The 15,357-nt window shown below is 69.6% G+C and carries 18 protein-coding genes; 6 read left to right on the top strand and 12 right to left on the bottom strand.

Annotated features, from left to right (window positions below; genetic code table 11):
• Positions 1–177: 177 nt before the first annotated feature.
• Complete coding sequence (locus ABT297_RS36410) at positions 178–1,236, top strand: PQQ-dependent sugar dehydrogenase (protein ID WP_350557055.1); 1,059 nt, start codon at positions 178–180, stop codon at positions 1,234–1,236.
• A gap of 76 nt (positions 1,237–1,312) precedes the next feature.
• Here ABT297_RS36410 and ABT297_RS36415 read toward each other — a convergent pair whose 3' ends face one another.
• Both ABT297_RS36415 and ABT297_RS36420 read right to left on the bottom strand, forming a co-directional pair.
• Positions 1,313–1,510, bottom strand: coding sequence for a hypothetical protein (locus ABT297_RS36415; RefSeq protein WP_350557057.1), 198 nt, complete (start codon positions 1,508–1,510; stop codon positions 1,313–1,315).
• A gap of 71 nt (positions 1,511–1,581) precedes the next feature.
• Positions 1,582–2,277 (bottom strand): DUF5994 family protein, encoded by a 696-nt coding sequence (locus ABT297_RS36420; protein ID WP_350557058.1) that lies wholly within the window; start codon positions 2,275–2,277, stop codon positions 1,582–1,584.
• Between the two features lie 463 nt (positions 2,278–2,740).
• Here ABT297_RS36420 and ABT297_RS36425 point away from each other — a divergent pair, with 463 nt between their 5' ends.
• Positions 2,741–3,034 (top strand): DUF6131 family protein, encoded by a 294-nt coding sequence (locus ABT297_RS36425; protein ID WP_350557060.1) that lies wholly within the window; start codon positions 2,741–2,743, stop codon positions 3,032–3,034.
• Between the two features lie 209 nt (positions 3,035–3,243).
• Here the strand turns inward: ABT297_RS36425 and amaP are convergent, their stop codons facing one another.
• From amaP to ABT297_RS36455, 6 genes are all read right to left on the bottom strand, one after another.
• Entirely contained in the window at positions 3,244–3,819 is a 576-nt protein-coding gene (gene amaP / locus ABT297_RS36430) for an alkaline shock response membrane anchor protein AmaP (RefSeq protein WP_350557062.1), read from the bottom strand.
• Positions 3,819–4,355: a DUF6286 domain-containing protein gene (locus tag ABT297_RS36435; RefSeq protein ID WP_350557064.1), complete on the bottom strand. Its 537-nt coding sequence runs from the start codon at positions 4,353–4,355 to the stop codon at positions 3,819–3,821. The genes amaP and ABT297_RS36435 overlap by 1 nt, the downstream gene beginning before the upstream one ends.
• Positions 4,356–4,375: 20 nt before the next feature.
• Positions 4,376–4,810, bottom strand: a complete 435-nt coding sequence (locus ABT297_RS36440) for an Asp23/Gls24 family envelope stress response protein (protein WP_350557065.1) — start codon at positions 4,808–4,810, stop codon at positions 4,376–4,378.
• On the bottom strand, positions 4,807–4,989 hold the full coding sequence (locus ABT297_RS36445) for a hypothetical protein (RefSeq protein ID WP_350557067.1): 183 nt from the start codon (positions 4,987–4,989) through the stop codon (positions 4,807–4,809). Before ABT297_RS36445 ends, ABT297_RS36440 begins: the two co-directional genes overlap by 4 nt.
• Positions 4,990–5,248: 259 nt before the next feature.
• Entirely contained in the window at positions 5,249–5,629 is a 381-nt protein-coding gene (locus ABT297_RS36450) for a hypothetical protein (protein WP_350557068.1), read from the bottom strand.
• The gene (locus ABT297_RS36455) at positions 5,626–6,111 is read right to left on the bottom strand and encodes an Asp23/Gls24 family envelope stress response protein (RefSeq protein ID WP_350557069.1); all 486 of its coding nucleotides are present in this window, start codon (positions 6,109–6,111) and stop codon (positions 5,626–5,628) included. Before ABT297_RS36455 ends, ABT297_RS36450 begins: the two co-directional genes overlap by 4 nt.
• A 285-nt stretch (positions 6,112–6,396) precedes the next feature.
• On the opposite strand from ABT297_RS36455, the gene ABT297_RS36460 reads away from it, so the two are divergent.
• From ABT297_RS36460 to ABT297_RS36470, 3 genes are all read left to right on the top strand, one after another.
• The gene (locus ABT297_RS36460) at positions 6,397–6,930 is read left to right on the top strand and encodes an RNA polymerase sigma factor (protein ID WP_350557071.1); all 534 of its coding nucleotides are present in this window, start codon (positions 6,397–6,399) and stop codon (positions 6,928–6,930) included.
• Between the two features lie 11 nt (positions 6,931–6,941).
• Positions 6,942–7,604, top strand: a complete 663-nt coding sequence (locus ABT297_RS36465; RefSeq protein ID WP_350557072.1) for an Asp23/Gls24 family envelope stress response protein — start codon at positions 6,942–6,944, stop codon at positions 7,602–7,604.
• Between the two features lie 494 nt (positions 7,605–8,098).
• The gene (locus ABT297_RS36470; protein WP_350557073.1) at positions 8,099–8,662 is read left to right on the top strand and encodes a hypothetical protein; all 564 of its coding nucleotides are present in this window, start codon (positions 8,099–8,101) and stop codon (positions 8,660–8,662) included.
• A gap of 202 nt (positions 8,663–8,864) precedes the next feature.
• Here the strand turns inward: ABT297_RS36470 and ABT297_RS36475 are convergent, their stop codons facing one another.
• From ABT297_RS36475 to ABT297_RS36490, 4 genes are all read right to left on the bottom strand, one after another.
• The gene (locus tag ABT297_RS36475; RefSeq protein ID WP_350557075.1) at positions 8,865–9,989 is read right to left on the bottom strand and encodes a fatty acid desaturase family protein; all 1,125 of its coding nucleotides are present in this window, start codon (positions 9,987–9,989) and stop codon (positions 8,865–8,867) included.
• A 22-nt stretch (positions 9,990–10,011) separates the two neighbouring features.
• Complete coding sequence (locus tag ABT297_RS36480) at positions 10,012–11,133, bottom strand: ferredoxin reductase (RefSeq protein ID WP_502885701.1); 1,122 nt, start codon at positions 11,131–11,133, stop codon at positions 10,012–10,014.
• A gap of 520 nt (positions 11,134–11,653) precedes the next feature.
• Positions 11,654–12,226 carry a hypothetical protein gene (locus ABT297_RS36485; RefSeq protein ID WP_350557076.1) on the bottom strand — a complete coding sequence of 191 codons (573 nt, stop codon included), beginning with the start codon at positions 12,224–12,226 and terminating at the stop codon, positions 11,654–11,656.
• 863 nt (positions 12,227–13,089) lie between these two features.
• Positions 13,090–13,944 carry a hypothetical protein gene (locus ABT297_RS36490; RefSeq protein ID WP_350557078.1) on the bottom strand — a complete coding sequence of 285 codons (855 nt, stop codon included), beginning with the start codon at positions 13,942–13,944 and terminating at the stop codon, positions 13,090–13,092.
• A gap of 794 nt (positions 13,945–14,738) precedes the next feature.
• Between ABT297_RS36490 and ABT297_RS36495 the strand changes: the two genes are divergently transcribed.
• Positions 14,739–15,257 carry an inorganic diphosphatase gene (locus tag ABT297_RS36495; protein ID WP_350557080.1) on the top strand — a complete coding sequence of 173 codons (519 nt, stop codon included), beginning with the start codon at positions 14,739–14,741 and terminating at the stop codon, positions 15,255–15,257.
• Positions 15,258–15,357 lie beyond the last annotated feature (100 nt).

Below are 15,357 nucleotides of genomic sequence, written 5' to 3' on the forward strand. Positions count from 1 at the left end.
AGTTGCACGGCAGCCCCCGAGTCGGCGGTCAACTCGCACCGGATGGCTGGTCCATCACCTGCGGCAGCAGCAGGTGCGGCAGGCCGGCGATGAGCGTGGTGATGGTGGTGCCGGCGTCCGGATCATTTCCGGCGGGTGGGGCGGCGTTTTGGGCGCATCCGGAATCGTGGTGGGGTGGTGAGCCTCCGTTGGTGGGCCGTCGTCGCAGCGGTCGCGGTCTCGGCTTCCATCGGCGTTTCGGTGGCAGCCGTCTGGCTCGGCTTTGGTGTTGCCGATCCGCCGAAGAGCGACCTGCGGCCGGGTGAGGTCCGCACTTTGGTCACCGGCCTGCAGATCCCGTGGGGCCTCGCCTTCCTCCCGGACGGCTCGGCGTTGGTCACGGAACGGAACACCGCACGGGTCCTGGCGGTGAGCAAGCGCGGTGCGGTCAAGGAAGTCCAGCGGTTCGCCGACGTGCACGCAACCGGCGAAGGGGGTCTGCTCGGCATCGCGGTGTCGCCGTCGTACCGGACCGACCAATGGGTGTACGCGTACTATTCGACCGCGGTCGACAACCGCATCGTCAGGTTCCACCTCGGCGGCACCCCCGTTTCGGTGCTCACCGGCATCCCACACGCCGACCAGCACAACGGAGGCCGGCTCGCGTTCGGCCCGGACGGGATGCTGTACGCCAGTACCGGCGACACCGCCAACGGCGAGAACGCCCAGAACCGTCACACCCTCGCCGGCAAGATCCTCCGCATCACCCCCGACGGCAAGCCGGGTCCCGGCAACCCGTTCGGCACCAGCGCCGTCTTCAGCCTGGGCCATCGCAACGTGGAGGGTCTCGCCTTCGACCCTCACGGCACGCTGTACGCATCTGAGTTGGGCTTGGAACGCTTCGACGAACTCAACCGCATCGAGGCCGGAAAGAACTACGGCTGGCCGGTGGTGGAGGGCAAGGGCGGCGACACCCGGTTCGCGAACCCGATCGACGTCTGGGCACCCGAATACGCATCGCCGAGCGGCATCGCGGTCGCCGCTGGCCACGTCTACGTGGCATGCCTGCGCGGCAAGCGACTGTGGAAGGTCGGGCTGAACGGACAGCAGCCACAGGCGCTGCTCGTCGGCTCGTACGGGCGGCTACGCACCGTCGCCTCCGCGCCCGACGGGACGCTGTGGGTGATGACGTCCAATCGGGACGGCAGCGGCGCACCGATCAGCACCGATGATCGCATTCTGCAACTGCTGCCGTAGGCTCGTCACTCCTCTGTGCGTCCTTCACAGTTCCGCCTCTTGCGGCTCGGGTTCGTCGGCGAAACGATCGTTGAGATCAGTCCTTCCAGTCCAGCTGGTGCTCGGGGACGCCGACGGCGCGGCCGTGGGCAATGGCGGCGGCGCGGGTCTCATTGTCGCCGGGGCCGTACCGGAAGATCTTGCCTGCGTAAACGATGACGCGGTCGGTGCCGTCGCGGAAGTCGGCGTACCAGCCGCCCTCCGGATTGAGTGCCCGGGCGAGCGCCGCCGCCACGGTGTTCGCGTCGTCCGCTTCGAAGTCGATTACGGTCCAGACCTGCGGCTGGGTCGTTGCGGCGGTGTCGTTCAGGTCGAGTCGGTAGAAACCGGCTCGCCTGGGATATGCGGTCGCGAGGGCACCTCCCGGGCGCTGTGGCCGCCTTCGTTGTCCCACACGGTGGCCGGGTCGACGCCTTCGCCGCGTGCCGCGGTCGGGGCGGTGCGGGATGTGGCGAGGACGTCCGGAGCGCGCAGTTGATTGCTCGGGTCGGCGGCCGTGGCCATGGCGATGTCTGCGGTGGCGGCGGGGACCTCGGGTGGCACGACGAGCAGGTCGATCTGGTCGCCGCGCTCGGTGGTGGCGATCAACATGGCGGGGTCGACGGTGCTGAACCAGCCGGCCCGCACCACGCGGCTGCCGACCGCGAGGCGCCGGAAGTGGCCATCCCAGCTGTGGCTGTTGAGCATCAGCTGACGGACCGGTCCGTACCGTTCGTTCAGGGCCAGGATCAAGCCCGGAAGTTCCGCCACCGGGTCCCTGGAGCGGGGCCACCACCCGCCGTCGAGGACAGCTCGTGTGGCCCGTACAGCGGTGAGCGACAGCCTTGGCCGGGTCGGTGGTTCTGGCGGAACGACGGTGGCGCGCTGGGCGGCGGTGAACATGACTGGCCCCTCTCCTGACCTGCGGCTGCCACCGGGACGATGACTGGTACGGGAGCCCGCAGTTGCGTCGGCGCGACTCGGTCCGTGCCGAGCGGACTGGTCTGTCGGCGGTGTACGCATCGGTCACCGGGACCTGGAGTGCCGAAGCCAACTCTACGCCTGCAACGGGCCGGGAATGACGCGCTGACCCGACCCGCGCTCGGCCTACCTGGTGGGCCTGCCCGGCCTGGAACTGTTCCACAAGCTGGAGATTCAGCATTTCTCCGAGATCTACCAGGATTGCGAGCCGGACAAGCATGGACGCCGGGCACGGTGTCTGGGCCGACCGCGTCGAGGCCGAGGCCGAGGCCGAGGGCGGAGCAGCAGCGGCGTGGTCAGTCAGGACGCGGCGTCCAGCACACCCCGACGTACCGTCGACCAGAGGCTGTGGCCGCCGGCGATGGCAAAGGCGTCGGACGACGACAACCGGTGCACCCGGCGCTACCCTCAGCAGCCGGAACAGCCACGGCGACATGGTCCGCACATTCGGCACCGCCGCTCGGTGTGGTGAACGAGGCGACCTGTCGCGGGGCCGTTGCTCTCCTTGGCTGCGCTCTCGGCCTCTTGGACCGTCCTCGAAGCTCACTGCACCGCGGAAACGACCCGCTCCCCCCGCCGATGCCGGGTTAACAACCGACGTGCGGGTAGGACGGAGAGTCGGACGATTCGCTTAGGGGGCCTGATGTTCATCCTCGGCGTGATCCTGTTCCTGCTTGGATTTTTCCTGCACATCACGATCCTGACGATCATTGGCGTGATCCTGCTCGTGATCGGGGCGGTGCTGTTCCTCCTGGGCGCGGTGGGGCGGCCGGTCGCCGGGCGACGGCACTACTGGTAGCCGGCGACCGACAGTTCTCATCGAGCGGCCACCGGAAGAACGGCAATCTCCTCATCGCACCGCCTCGCTGGCCCCCAGGTTTCGCCGTGCGTTCATTGTTCGCGGCCGAGGGCGATGAGGCCAACCCGCCGCGGTGAGGCTTCGTTGCTGGCACTCGGCAGGACGAGTGTTCCACGTAGGTTGCACTCAGATGCCCACGGGGAATCCGCTCAGGTGACCCGGGCGGAGCGCTGCCTCGTGACGGTGATGTCGAGCCGGATGGGCAGGTCGGGGACGCCGAGGGCGTGGCGCGCGTGGGCGAGCGCGTTGGTTTCGATGTGCCGGCGCAGCGCGGCCAGGTCGGCGTTTTGTTGAGTGTTGACGGTGACGGCCAGCTGCGGGTTGGTCGGGTCGCCTTCGAGGTGGGTTCGAGCGGAGTGCACGCCCCGGTAGCTTTCGATCTCGCCGGACAGCGCGTCGCCCAGCGCCGTGGAGGTGAGGGTGGTGCGCCCGGCGGAGTGGTCTCCCGCCACGGTGATGTCGGCGAGCCGGCCGGTGGAGAACAGGACGGTGAGCAGCCAACGCAGACTCAACAGCGCGATGACGACCGCGACCACGGCCACGGCTGGCCACACCCAGCCGCCGTGCGCGCCGATGAAATGGCTGATGCTGTTGTCCAGCAGGTTCCGGTGCGCTGCATCTTCGCCGAAGACGCCGGCGCCGAGGAGTATGCCGGAGACGCCGAGGGCCAGCAGGAGCAGCCCGAGGAGGGCCAGTGCGGCGCGGTTGACACGGTCGGCGTGCATCAGCGCCCCCTGGTGGAGATCCGGACGGCCAACTTCGGCGGACGACGCAGGTCAAGGGCGTCGAGGCGGGCCCGCGCGGCGCGGGTGACGCTGTCGTCGATCGAGGAGGCCAGCGACGGCTCGTGTGCGACGGCGTGCGCGTGGACGCGGATGCGCCGGCGCCGGACGGTGACCGCGGTGCGGTCGACTCCGTCGACTTCGGTGACCGCCGTGCGGACGGCTTGCGCGACGCCGCGGCGGGTGTAGGCGGCGTCGATGGCCGGGTCGTCGCCGTCGGTGACCAACCTGGTCGGTCGGCGCGGCTTGAGCTCTGCGGTCAGGAGGGCCAGCCCCAGCAGGCACAGCAGCAGGCAGATGAGTCGGACGCTGCCGGCGTCCCAGGTGGTGCGCTGGGCCCATCGGTAGGTGGCCTGCCAGTCGATGACGGCGGGCCGGCGCCCGGTCCAGGCGGCGATGAGGTCCGCGACGAGCACTACTGCGGCTGCGATGAAGGTGAGGCTGACGAGCAGGGCGAGCAGGCGGTTGAGCAGTTTCACGGCGGCGCGTCCCTTCGCCTCTACCGCGCCCGCGGTGGCGGTGGGATCTCGGTGACCAGGTCGGTGACCGCGATGCGCGCCTCGGCGATGGTCAGTCCGGTCAGGGCGGTCAGCCGTTCACATACGTGCTGGCGGACGGCGGCGGTGACCTGCGGCACCGATGCCGGCCAGCGCACGCTGATCGCCAGATCGATGAAGGCGACGTTCCCGTTGACCTCGGCGGACGCCTTGGGAAGGCCGGTGAGGTTCGTCTGCCGGAAACCGAGGTGCCCGGCACCGGGTATGACCTGGCCGAGCAGGCGGGCCGCCGCGGAGCCGGCGTTAGCCGTTTCCAGCACCGCGCGGGAGGCCAGCTTCGCCACGACCGTGTCGGCGATGGTGATCGACCCGGGGACGGTGTCGTCGGCCTGGTCGGGGGCTTCTTCTACCATCGGGGGTTGGGGGTCGGCGGTCATCGTTTACCGCTCCGATTGGCGGAGTAGGCACTCAGGTCCACCTCGCCGCTGAGCACCTTGGCGGCGCCGAAGCCGAGCGCGGCGAACAGCGCCACGATCAGCATCTGGCCGAAGCTGCCGAAGGCCAGCGCGAATCCCAGCGCCATGCCCACCGCAGTGCCGAAGACGATATGGTTCATGTCTGTCACATCCTTGTGCAACGGCGGGGCGGCTATCGGACCCGCGCCGGTCGGCGGCATCGTCGCGACAGCGCCCGGATCAATCGGACCATCAACGGCCGACGACGCATGACGATCACCCGCACCCGGTCGGACGCCTCCGGCGGACCGGCGTGGTCGAGCCGTGCTAGGCCGGCGATGAAGACAGCGGTGTCGCCGCCGCGGTCGGGATGATGGGCCCGGATGAACGCGCGGCGCGCCCGCCACTGCTGTTCCTCGTTCATTGATCCTGGTCCCTGACTGTGATCGGAACTTCCCCAGCCGAACGGCCCATTTCTGGGGCAGCCGGGTCAGTCAGGTCTGCGATGACCACGTCGACGCGTCGAGCGGGCGCCAAGGCTCGCAGCGCGTGGCGGATCTGCGCGGCGACCTCGACGGCGGGCACGGCCCATCGCGCGCGGACCTGAACCTCCAGCATGTGCGGGTCGACCCGCACGCCGTAGACCCGCCGGCCAGGCAGATACGTGGCCGGTCCACCCGGTCGGCCGCCGTACAGGTCGTCCACACCGGGGCAGGCCCGTACCGTAACGGCCACCGCGTCGACGTCGACACCGTCGACCACCACTGCCGCCGTCTGCCCGGCGAGGACGGAGGTGCTCATGACACCCGCGACTCCTCCTGGGCTTCGCCAGACTCCGGTAGGTGGACGTCGTCGACGTTGATGTTGACCTCGACGACCTCCAAGCCTGTCATCCGCTCGACAGTCTGTTTGACGTTGCGCTGGATGCCACGTCCGAGATCGGCGATGCTGACCCCGTACTCCACGACAATGTCCAGGTCGACCGCTGCCTCGGTCTCACCGACCTCGACGCCGACGCCTTGGGCGACGTTGGGCCCGCGGCTACCCGGGACCCGCTCCCGGATGGCGCCGAACGCACGGCTGCCGCCGGTGCCCATGGCATGCACGCCACCGATTTCCCGGCAGGCGATGCCAGCGATTTTCTGTACCACACCCTCGGCAACGCTGATCTTTCCTTCCTCGGTGGTCAGCCGGTTCTGCCGGGCCGGAGCGGTGACTTCCGTGCTGCGGGGTGCCGGGCTCGTCTCGGCGGTGGTGTCGGTTCGTGCCACGGTCTGGGTCATGGAACTGCGCTCCTCGGTGATCGAGTTCGACGAAGACGCCGGCCAACGCGGCGGCCGCCCCAGGCCAGCCACAGCATCGGCGCGGCTGCCCTCCTCAATTGCTTAGACACCCCGGGCGTCGAAACGTCGCGCTCCTGACCACCGGTTTCTTTGCCGACTACGGGGCATAACGTGCTCATGGACCGCCGTTGCAGCACCGCTGGATGGTGAGCGCCAGACGTTACCGGGTTCATCGCCAGGCTTACCCGCCACATTTCACTTCGCCACCGCGCAGCACCCGAAAGTATGGAACCCGCGATCGACGACGCCTACCTGGTTCGGCGCGCACGCGAGGGTTACCTCGACGCCTACCAGGTACTCGTCGAACGCCACGGCCCGCGCGCCTACCGGGTCGCCTTGAGGCTGCTGGGGAACCGCGAGGACGCCGAGGACGTCACCCAGGACGCGCTCCTGGCCGCGTGGCAAGCCCTGCCCACCTTCCGCGCCGAAGCCAGCTTCGCTACCTGGCTGTGCCGCATCGTCACCACCCGCGCCCTGAATAAGAGCACCCGCACGGCGCGGACCGAAACGCTCAACGAAACGCCCGACCCTGCACGCGGACCGGCGGAACAAGCCGAACAGGACCTGATCGCCACCGCGGTCGCCGAAGCCATCGACGCGCTGCCCGCCGCGCAGCGCCTCGCACTGATCCTGCACCAGTTCGAGGGGCTCAGCTACAGCGAGATCGCCGAGATCACCGACAGCACAGTCGCGGCGGTCCGTAGCCACCTCTACCGCGCACGGCGCACACTTGCCATAACGCTGCAGGACTGGAGGTGACGACACCCCAGATGAGCATCGAAGTACCGTACGGCGATCCCGGCGCCGACCCGGCGCCGCTGCTGCGAGACCCCGACGGTCGGCTGGCCTGTGGAGCCGACGTCGACGACCTCCTCGAGCACGTCGCCGACCGCAACGCCACCGAGTTCGACGCACACCAGGCAGACTGTCCCCACTGCAGGGCTGCCCTGACCGAGCTCGGCGACTTGTGGACCCCGATCCTCGCCCTCGCCGCCATCCCGATCACCGCGCCGCCGGCCATGACCGCCACCGTCATGCGCCGCCTCGCGCAGCTGCTCCACGACGTCTGGTACACCCTGGAGCCGACCGGATCCGGCAGCATCCGGGTGGCCGCCCGCGCCGTGGCGGTTTTGGCCCGTAACGCCGCCATGCGCGTACCAGGCGTACGCATCGCCTTCGGTCGCAGCACCCATGAGCCGCTGGCGACCCTGACCGACACCGCCACACGGCACCACCGCTATCCCCACACGGCCGTCGGCCTCCTCGGACAGACCGCCGCCATCGAACTCGCCCTCGCCGTCACCTACGGCGAACCCATCGACGACGTCGCTCGGGAGGTACAACGCCGCGTCATCAACGAACTCCGCGACACCATCGGCCTGCACCACGTCACGATCAACGTAACCGTAGACGACGTGGTCCGGCCATCATGAGGCGCGACGGCCCGGCGAGCACTACGGCGGTACCCCCCGCCCGCGGACTCGCACGGCTCGCGCCCAGGCGGGCAACGAGATGCCGTCACGCGACCTGGCCACCGCCCTGTCCTCGCCGACGGCGGGTTCGCCGCGACCGGCCCGGCCGGCGCGACGAGCGCGCGGAGCGAGGTGTACACGCGTGGCCTGCCGATCCCGCCGGTCGTGGATGAGCCGACGAACCCGTCGGCAGACGCCGGGGCAGCGTGTACCGCGACCTCGGGCAAGACGATCTACCTGTCGCGGCGCGGGATGTCGCCACGCCACGCGTCCGTGGCGTCGCCGCGCTGCTGGATGAACTCTTTGAAGCGCCGGGTGTCCGCTTTCACCTGGAGCTCGTCGCCCCATGCAGCAGAGCCCATGAGCGGGCGTAGAACCCGACCCATGGGGCATCGAGTGCGTCAGGACCTGATGTCTGCAACGCACACGTCACCCGAACGCGTGAGGAGATTGCCATGAACGAGGAACACACTCTGGTCCGGACGCTGCACGACGTCGGTGCCGCGGTTTGGCTGGGCGGATCGCTCATGGGCGCGGTCGGTCTCAACGGCGCGTCGAAGGACGTCACCGACCCCGACGACCGGACCCGGACCGCCGCCCGTGGCTGGGCCCGGTGGGCACCGGTGTCCGCGGCGGCGATCGGCGCGCACCTGCTCGGCGGACTTGGACTGCTCATCGCCAACCGCGGCCGAGTCCTCAGCCAGTCCGGCGTCACCGCGAACACCGCGGTCAAGACCGCGCTGACCCTCGCCGCGATTGGGACCACCGCCTACAGCGGCGTACTCGGCGTCAGGCTGGCCCGTGCCGGGAAGGTCCCCGCTGAAGGCGGTACCGTCCCTTCGGACGCCACCCCGCACGACGTCGCCGTCACACTGCAGCAGCTGCGGGCATTGCAGTGGGTCACCCCCGCCCTCACCACCGCGATCGTCGCGCTCGGCGCGCAGCAGGGCGAACAGCAACGCCCCAGCCGGATGCTCGCCGGCGTGGGCGCCAAACTCGCGCACGCCGCCGGCCGATAACAGTCAGTTTCCCGCCGCCGCCCTGCAGGCGGCGGCGGTTCAATCAGTTCCATCGGCAGGAGTCACGTCATCACCACCGCCGGCAACGAACCCCACGCCCGGGGGCGGTAATCCGAGCCGCCAGACGGCGCAGAAGCCCCGACGGGGCGGAAGCGACGCCACGCGACGAACTCTACGAGCTGATCGACGCACTACGCCTTGATCAGACGGTCGCCGAGATCGGCGGGGTGTCCGCCGGCCGGGGTTTCGGCCCAGGCAGCGCCAGACGGAAAATGTTCTTCCAGACGTTGGCGGTCTGACGAACCAAAGAGCCGGTGTTGTACCGCAGCCCGTAGCGCTGGCACAGGTCGCGGACCTTGGGAGCGATCTCGGCGTACCGATTGCTGGGCAGATCTGGGAACAGATGGTGTTCGATCTGATGGCTGAGGTTGCCGGTCATGATGTGCAGCAGTGGGCCGCCGTCGATGTTGGACGAACCGAGCAGTTGGCGGATGTACCATTCGCCGCGGCTTTCGTCCTCGAGCTGGTCTTCGTTGAAGACCTCGGAGCCGTCCGGGAAGTGGCCGCAGAAGATGACCGCGTGCGACCAGACATTGCGGGCGACATTCGCGGTGAGGTTGCCGAGCAGGGTGGGCAGGAAGGCCGGACCCGCGAGCAGCGGGAACGCCATGTAGTCCTTGACGACCTGGCGGGTGGCCTTGCGCAGGACGCCGTGGAGCTGGGTCAGCGCCTCGGCCCAGCTCTTCTCGCCGCGCCAGGCCCGTTCGAGCTCGACGTCATAGATCGCGATGCCCCATTCGAAGCCGGCCGCCAGGATCGCATTGGAGACGGGTTGGGCCAGGTCGACCGGGCGCCACGGCTGCTCGGGGCTCACCCGTAGGAAGGCGTAGCCGATGTCCCGGTCCTTGCCCAGGACGTTGGTATAGGTGTGGTGCACGAAGTTGTGCGAGTGTTTCCACATGTCGGCCGGCGACGCGAAGTCCCATTCCCAGGTGCTGGAGTGGATCTGCGGGTCGCGCATCCAGTCCCACTGCCCGTGCAGGACGTTGTGGCCGATCTCCATGTTCTCCAGGATCTTCGCGACGGCCAGACACGTGGTGCCGGCCAGCCACGCCGGCGGCAACAGCGAGGCCATCAGCAGTGACCGGCCGCCGACTTCCAGGCCCCGCTGGACCGTGATGACCCGGCGGATGTACCGGGCGTCGCCGTCGCCGAGGTCGGCGATCACCTCGTCCCGGATCTGGTCCAGTTCGCGGCCGATCTCCTTGATGTCGACATCGGACAGATGGGCGGCCGGGCCGGCGGACACGGGTGCGGTATCTGTCATTGAAAGGTCTCCCAACTGGTCGCTACAGGTCAATCTCGACGGGGCCAGCGGCCGCCGACACACAGGTTTGAATCAGCTCTCCCTCATCGCCGTGCTCCCGACCGGTGCGCAGGTCACGTACCCGGCCGGCCCGCAGCCGGGCCACGCAGGTGTAGCAGATGCCCATGCGGCAGCCGCTGGGCATCAGCACACCGGCGTTCTCGCCGGCGACCAGCAGCGGGGTGGCGCCGTCGGCGTCGGCGTGCCGCCCGCTGACGGTGAACGTGACCCGGCCCCCGCAGCCGCCGGACGTCACGGCGGGCCGGAATCGCTCCACATGCAGCCGGTCGCCGAGCCCAGTGCGTCGCCAGTGCCGCTCGGCCTGCTCGAGCAGCCCGGCCGGCCCGCAGGCCCAGACATCGCGGCGACGCCAGTCCCGGCAGATCCCGCGCAGCTGCGCCATCGTCAGCCGGCCGCCGCCACGGGTGTACCACTCGTGCAACCGCAGCCGCGGAAACCGGGCGGCCAGGGCCCGCAGCTCCACACCGAAGATGACGTCCTGCGCGGTCGGCGCCGAGTGCACCAGCACCACGTCCGGCATCTCGCCCTGCGCGGCCAGGCTGCGCAGCATCGCCGCCACCGGAGTGATCCCGCTACCGGCCGTCAGGAACAGCAACCGAGCCGGCAAAGGCTCCGGCAGTACGAACTCACCCTGCGCCGGCGTGAGGTGGACGATGGTTCCCGGCGCCGTCCGACGCGCCAGGTAGGGCGAGACCAGCCCGTCCGGGGCCGCCTTCACCGTGATCGTGATACACCCGTCGGCCCGCTCCGGCGGCGAGGACACCGAGTAGCTGCGCGCATGCCGCACCCCGCCGACGTCCACGCCGACCCGTACGAACTGCCCGGCCAGGTGCCGCCCCCAGCCACGCCCGGGACGGATCACCAGGCTGGCCGCGTCCGCGGTCTCCGGCACTACCGCCTCGACCCGCCCACGCACCTCCCGGGACGACCACAGCGGATTGAGCAACCCGAGATAGTCGTCCGGCAGGAGCGGCGTGGTCAACCACGCGGCGGCCCCGAGCAGGCGCTCGCGAACGCTGAGCCGGCTTGCTCCCCTGACCGTCTCTACCGTGGCTCCGGTCTTGGCTTCGGACGTAAGAGCCAACCCGCGCACCCCCTCCACGTCGACTGCCACCTGCCCTGCCCCGACCGGCACCTAACCTCGCCCTGCGGCTGAGAGACCGGATGACGCCCCGTTGGTCGGTCCGGCTTTCGGCCGTGATCTTGCGGGTACACCGGACCGGCCAGCGCCGAGCAGGACCAGCCGCGCACTCATCGGCGGCGGCTTCCGCGGGCAGCTACTGGACCTGCAGCACGCCGGAGCGTGATCGGCCACGGGCGTTGTAGACGACAGCCCCTGCCGAGCAATCGGTACGCCGAGATCGCCCCGAAAGTCCGCGACCTCTGCGAACGGTTCGGGTTGCGGTACAACACCGGCTCCCTCGCCCTGACCCCCGGCGTCTGGAAAACCACAGCCCGCCTCGCCCTGCCGGGCCGGAAATCAGCCGGCGGGTAGGTCGGCGGGACGGCAGCAGCCATCGAGCGACCCGCGTCCCATAGGCGCGGGTCGGCGTCGTTCAACAGCTTTGTTCCGCAGGTCCGTCCGATGGCCGGGTAGCCTGTCCTCAGCGATCGAGACCGGCCTTGTCGACCTTGCGGTGGAACCGCATGCCCGCCAGTCCACCGAGCACCGCGCCGACCAGAGCCGCGATGACGGCAACGACCAGGGCGATGATGCCGCCGGTCGTCAGGTCGCCCTCGTTGACCGGAATCCGGGGAAAACCGTTGAGCTTGCTGAGGACGTCGTACTTACTCCCCAGCACGGCCCCGGCGATGGCAATGATCACGGCGATCGCGATCGACCACACCCAGACGGCGATGCCCTGCTTGATACCGTTGAAGCGCGCCATCCGGCCGGCGACATAGCCGCCGCAGAAGTAGGCGACCAACAGGATCACCAACAGCGCGACACCCCCGACGATACCGATCGTGGTCGCCTGCTGGCCGGCCTTGCCGGCGGCGTTCGTGGCGTTGGTACCGGTGGCCACGCCGACAGCGGTGCCGGCGGCGGCGAGCAACGCCGTGAGGATGACGGCGGTGCCGATGGCGGTGAGCCAGCCGAAGAATGCCGAACCCCACTTGATCCCGCCGTAGCGCTCCTGCTCACGGTCGAGGACCGTGCGCCGGTCCGAGGGCACCGAGCGGGCACCGCCGTCCGGCTCTGCACCATCGAAGCGCGGATCGCGGTCACGGGCGCGACCTGTGTCACGCCGGGCCGGCATGGGCTCGTCTCTCCGCCCTTCACCGGCTCCGTGTGCGTCCCGTTCGTAGTTCATCAGTCCTCCAACAGATGGTGGATGATCGCCTGGTCCAGCGGCCGCCCACTACCGTCCACCTCGGCTGCGGACAGAAAGCCAGGATCGCCAGGGACGACCGCATTCTGTCCACCGCGCCGGGCATCCGTCGGTCCGCGGTGTTCACCGTTGCGGGTATGCGGACCAGACCCGTCGGCGTACGCGCCAGGACCCGTACCAGCTCATGCCCGGCCGCGGGGGTAAGCGGCCGCCGGCGCCAGGTTCGCCACGACGGACCGCATGGCGCCTAGGCGCGCTCGTACTTCCCGCGTGTGCGCAAGTAAACATGAAACGCCGGCTACACCCAGACACACTCGTCCGCACGCTGCACCACGTCGGTGCCGCAGTCGGGCTGGGCGGATCGCTCATGGACGCGATCGGTCTCAACGGTGCGTCGAACGACGTTACCGACCCCGACGATCGGACCCGCACCGCCGCCCGTGGCTGGGCCCGGTGGGCACCGGTGTCCGCCGCCGCGATCGGCGCACACCTGCTCGGCGGCTCGAACTGGGCTTTCGCCGGACCTCCGGGTACATCAGCTCGTTCTCCAGATAGGTATGCACGGTCAGGAGGATCTGATCGACGACCTTCGCCTTGCCTGCGTTGGGTGTGGGCAGGATCGCGGCATGCTTGACCCGTGAAGCGCTCGACCTGTCCCCGCCATCTTGGTACCTCCGAGGTCGGCGTTCGCCAGAGCGACTGGGTGCTCATCCGCCGGCTGTGTGGGCCGTTGCGGCCGCAGTTGCGGGTGCGGTGGCCAGGACGGCGGCTGCGGCGGTGGTGGCCAGGACCGAGACCACAGCGTAAGGCGCCCAGCCGGCCCGTACGGTGTCGTGCAGGACCGCGATCCCGATGGCGGACGGTGCGATGACCTCGACGATCCACAGCACTGCGGTGACCGGCCCGACCTGCCCGTGCTGTAGTGCATGCGCGTAGAGCAGCATCCCGGTCACCCCGAACCCGGCTAGTGCCCAGGTGAGGGGTTCGGCGGCGAGCGCGCCCAGGACGGCTGGCACGTCCCGCATCGCGGGTGCGGACAACGGCAGCGCACAGGCACACAGCGCCGCTCCGCCGAACGCCAGCCCGGCCAGTGCCGCGCTCGCACCCGGCGAACCCGCCCGTGCGGCGATCCAGCCGCAGACCGCGACCAGGACCGTCGCCGTGACCAGGCCGAACCGGATTATGGCCGAGGGCCGGACCTGGTCCTGCGGGCCTGCGGACAAGGCCAGGACCGTGAGTGCGAGGACGGTGACCGCGACGGCGGCGCCGTCGCGGCGCCGGATCCGGGCGGCCAGCAGCAGGCGGGCGGCGAGGACGGTGACCGCGAGGGAGCCGGCGAGGACGGCCTGGACCTGGTAGACCGCCAGGGTGCGCAGTGCCACGAGGGACGCCAGCCAAGCCAGCAGGTCACAGCCGAGGCCGGCAATGTACAGCGGGTGGCGCAGGGCGTGCAGGGTGCCGGTGCTGCGGCGGGCGGCGAGGGCCTGGGTCACCGAGCCGGCGCCGTAGCTGACCGCCGCGGCCACCGCGAACGCCAACGCCGCCGCGGGCGTGACGGTCATGGCCGACCACTCTCCGGTGAGGGTGTTCCGACAGGCGATGCGTGCCGGCCGAGGAGCGGCACTTCCGCCAGGCCTTCGGCGTTAGCGATGGCCAGACCCTGCACGGCGGCGTTGCTGAAGCCGCTGAGCCCAATGTGCGGGGTCTGCCAGTACGGGTGGCATCTGTCGTTGTAGCGGCACAGCGACTCCATCTGGGTACTGTCGCGGAAGCGGTGCAGCAGCCGGCGCTGCAGGTCTGTCAGCCGCGGACCCCTACGGCCATCAACATCGGCGCAGCCGCCGTCATGACGACGGCTCCCGGACCGATGTCAGCAGCCTCGTTCGGTGCCGGCCGGTACGGGGTTCGGTGGAACGCCAACGCGTGGGGAGGACGCCGAGGGCGAACGCGGCGCGTGTGGCGTCGCGCCGGGTGTGTACCGCCAGCTTGTGCGGTAGATCGACGCGACGTGGGGTCCTCACGGCGTTCGGGGAACGGTACACGCTGTAGCGGCGGACGGGTCCACCTGCGGTGTCGCCTTCGAAGCTCCCAATGATGCCGGCAGCGAGGACGCCGCCGAGGTCCGGAGCGGTCGAGACGACGCACCAATGATAGCCCCCTGAGGGGTTCGACAGCGCACCAGCGATGCACCAGCCCTCGTTCGGGCACTGGTCTTGTACCCAACGATCACCGGGTGCTGCGCGGTACCGTCGAGACATCGCCGTAGCGGCGACCTGACCGCCGCCGGAGCAGATGGCGGCGTTCACGCGATCGCTGCACGTTGCAGGGACGGGTGATGGCCCGAGGAGCGAAACGCATGGAGTTCGACGTAACGGTCGAGAGCCCCAAAGGAACACGCAACAAGTACGAGGTGGACCGCCACACCGGCAGGATCCGGTTGGAGCGCACCCTGTTCACCGCCACCCAGTACCCGGAGGACTACGGCTTCATCGAGCACACCCTCGGCGAGGACACCGACCCCCTCGACGCGCTCGTGCTGGTCCGGGAACCCACCTTCCCGGGTTGCCAGATCCGCTGCCGGGCGTTCGGCATGTTCCGGATGCGCGACGCGAGAGGCCCGGACCCGAAGGTGCTCTGCGTCCCGATCGCCGACCCGCGTCTGACATACCTGGTGGACCTGCCCGACCTGGAACTCTTTCACAAACTGGAGATCCAACACTTCTTCGAGATTTACCAGGATCTCGAACCGGGCAAGACCATCGACGCCGAGCACGGCGTCTGGGCCGACCGCGCCGAGGCCGAAGCGGAGATCACCCGATCACGCCGGCGTGCTGTCCGCGTCGCAGCGATCGTCGACGATCCAGATTCACCGTGACCGGTCGGGATCCGAACCGTCGCTACTGGGCCGCGGTCGCCCTCGGCTCGACCGGCGACGAGCGGGTCGTGCCGACCCTGGAGCGTCTGCAGGCCGAGGA

Origin of the sequence: Dactylosporangium sp. NPDC000555 (genome assembly GCF_040300025.1) — a bacterium.
Classification (GTDB): domain Bacteria; phylum Actinomycetota; class Actinomycetes; order Mycobacteriales; family Micromonosporaceae; genus Dactylosporangium.

Excerpts from the sequence above, each read along its gene's own strand:
- ABT297_RS36495 (WP_350557080.1), top strand. The coding sequence starts at position 14,739 with ATGGAGTTCGACGTAACGGTCGAGAGCCCCAAAGGAACACGCAACAAG.
- ABT297_RS36490 (WP_350557078.1), bottom strand. The coding sequence starts at position 13,944 with ATGACCGTCACGCCCGCGGCGGCGTTGGCGTTCGCGGTGGCCGCGGCG.
- ABT297_RS36445 (WP_350557067.1), bottom strand. The coding sequence starts at position 4,989 with ATGAACCATATCGTCTTCGGCACTGCGGTGGGCATGGCGCTGGGATTC.
- ABT297_RS36450 (WP_350557068.1), bottom strand. The coding sequence starts at position 5,629 with ATGAGCACCTCCGTCCTCGCCGGGCAGACGGCGGCAGTGGTGGTCGAC.
- ABT297_RS36475 (WP_350557075.1), bottom strand. The coding sequence starts at position 9,989 with ATGACAGATACCGCACCCGTGTCCGCCGGCCCGGCCGCCCATCTGTCC.
- ABT297_RS36455 (WP_350557069.1), bottom strand. The coding sequence starts at position 6,111 with ATGACCCAGACCGTGGCACGAACCGACACCACCGCCGAGACGAGCCCG.
- ABT297_RS36470 (WP_350557073.1), top strand. The coding sequence starts at position 8,099 with ATGAACGAGGAACACACTCTGGTCCGGACGCTGCACGACGTCGGTGCC.
- ABT297_RS36460 (WP_350557071.1), top strand. The coding sequence starts at position 6,397 with ATGGAACCCGCGATCGACGACGCCTACCTGGTTCGGCGCGCACGCGAG.
- amaP (WP_350557062.1), bottom strand. The coding sequence starts at position 3,819 with ATGCACGCCGACCGTGTCAACCGCGCCGCACTGGCCCTCCTCGGGCTG.
- ABT297_RS36440 (WP_350557065.1), bottom strand. The coding sequence starts at position 4,810 with ATGACCGCCGACCCCCAACCCCCGATGGTAGAAGAAGCCCCCGACCAG.
- ABT297_RS36465 (WP_350557072.1), top strand. The coding sequence starts at position 6,942 with ATGAGCATCGAAGTACCGTACGGCGATCCCGGCGCCGACCCGGCGCCG.
- ABT297_RS36420 (WP_350557058.1), bottom strand. The coding sequence starts at position 2,277 with ATGCGTACACCGCCGACAGACCAGTCCGCTCGGCACGGACCGAGTCGC.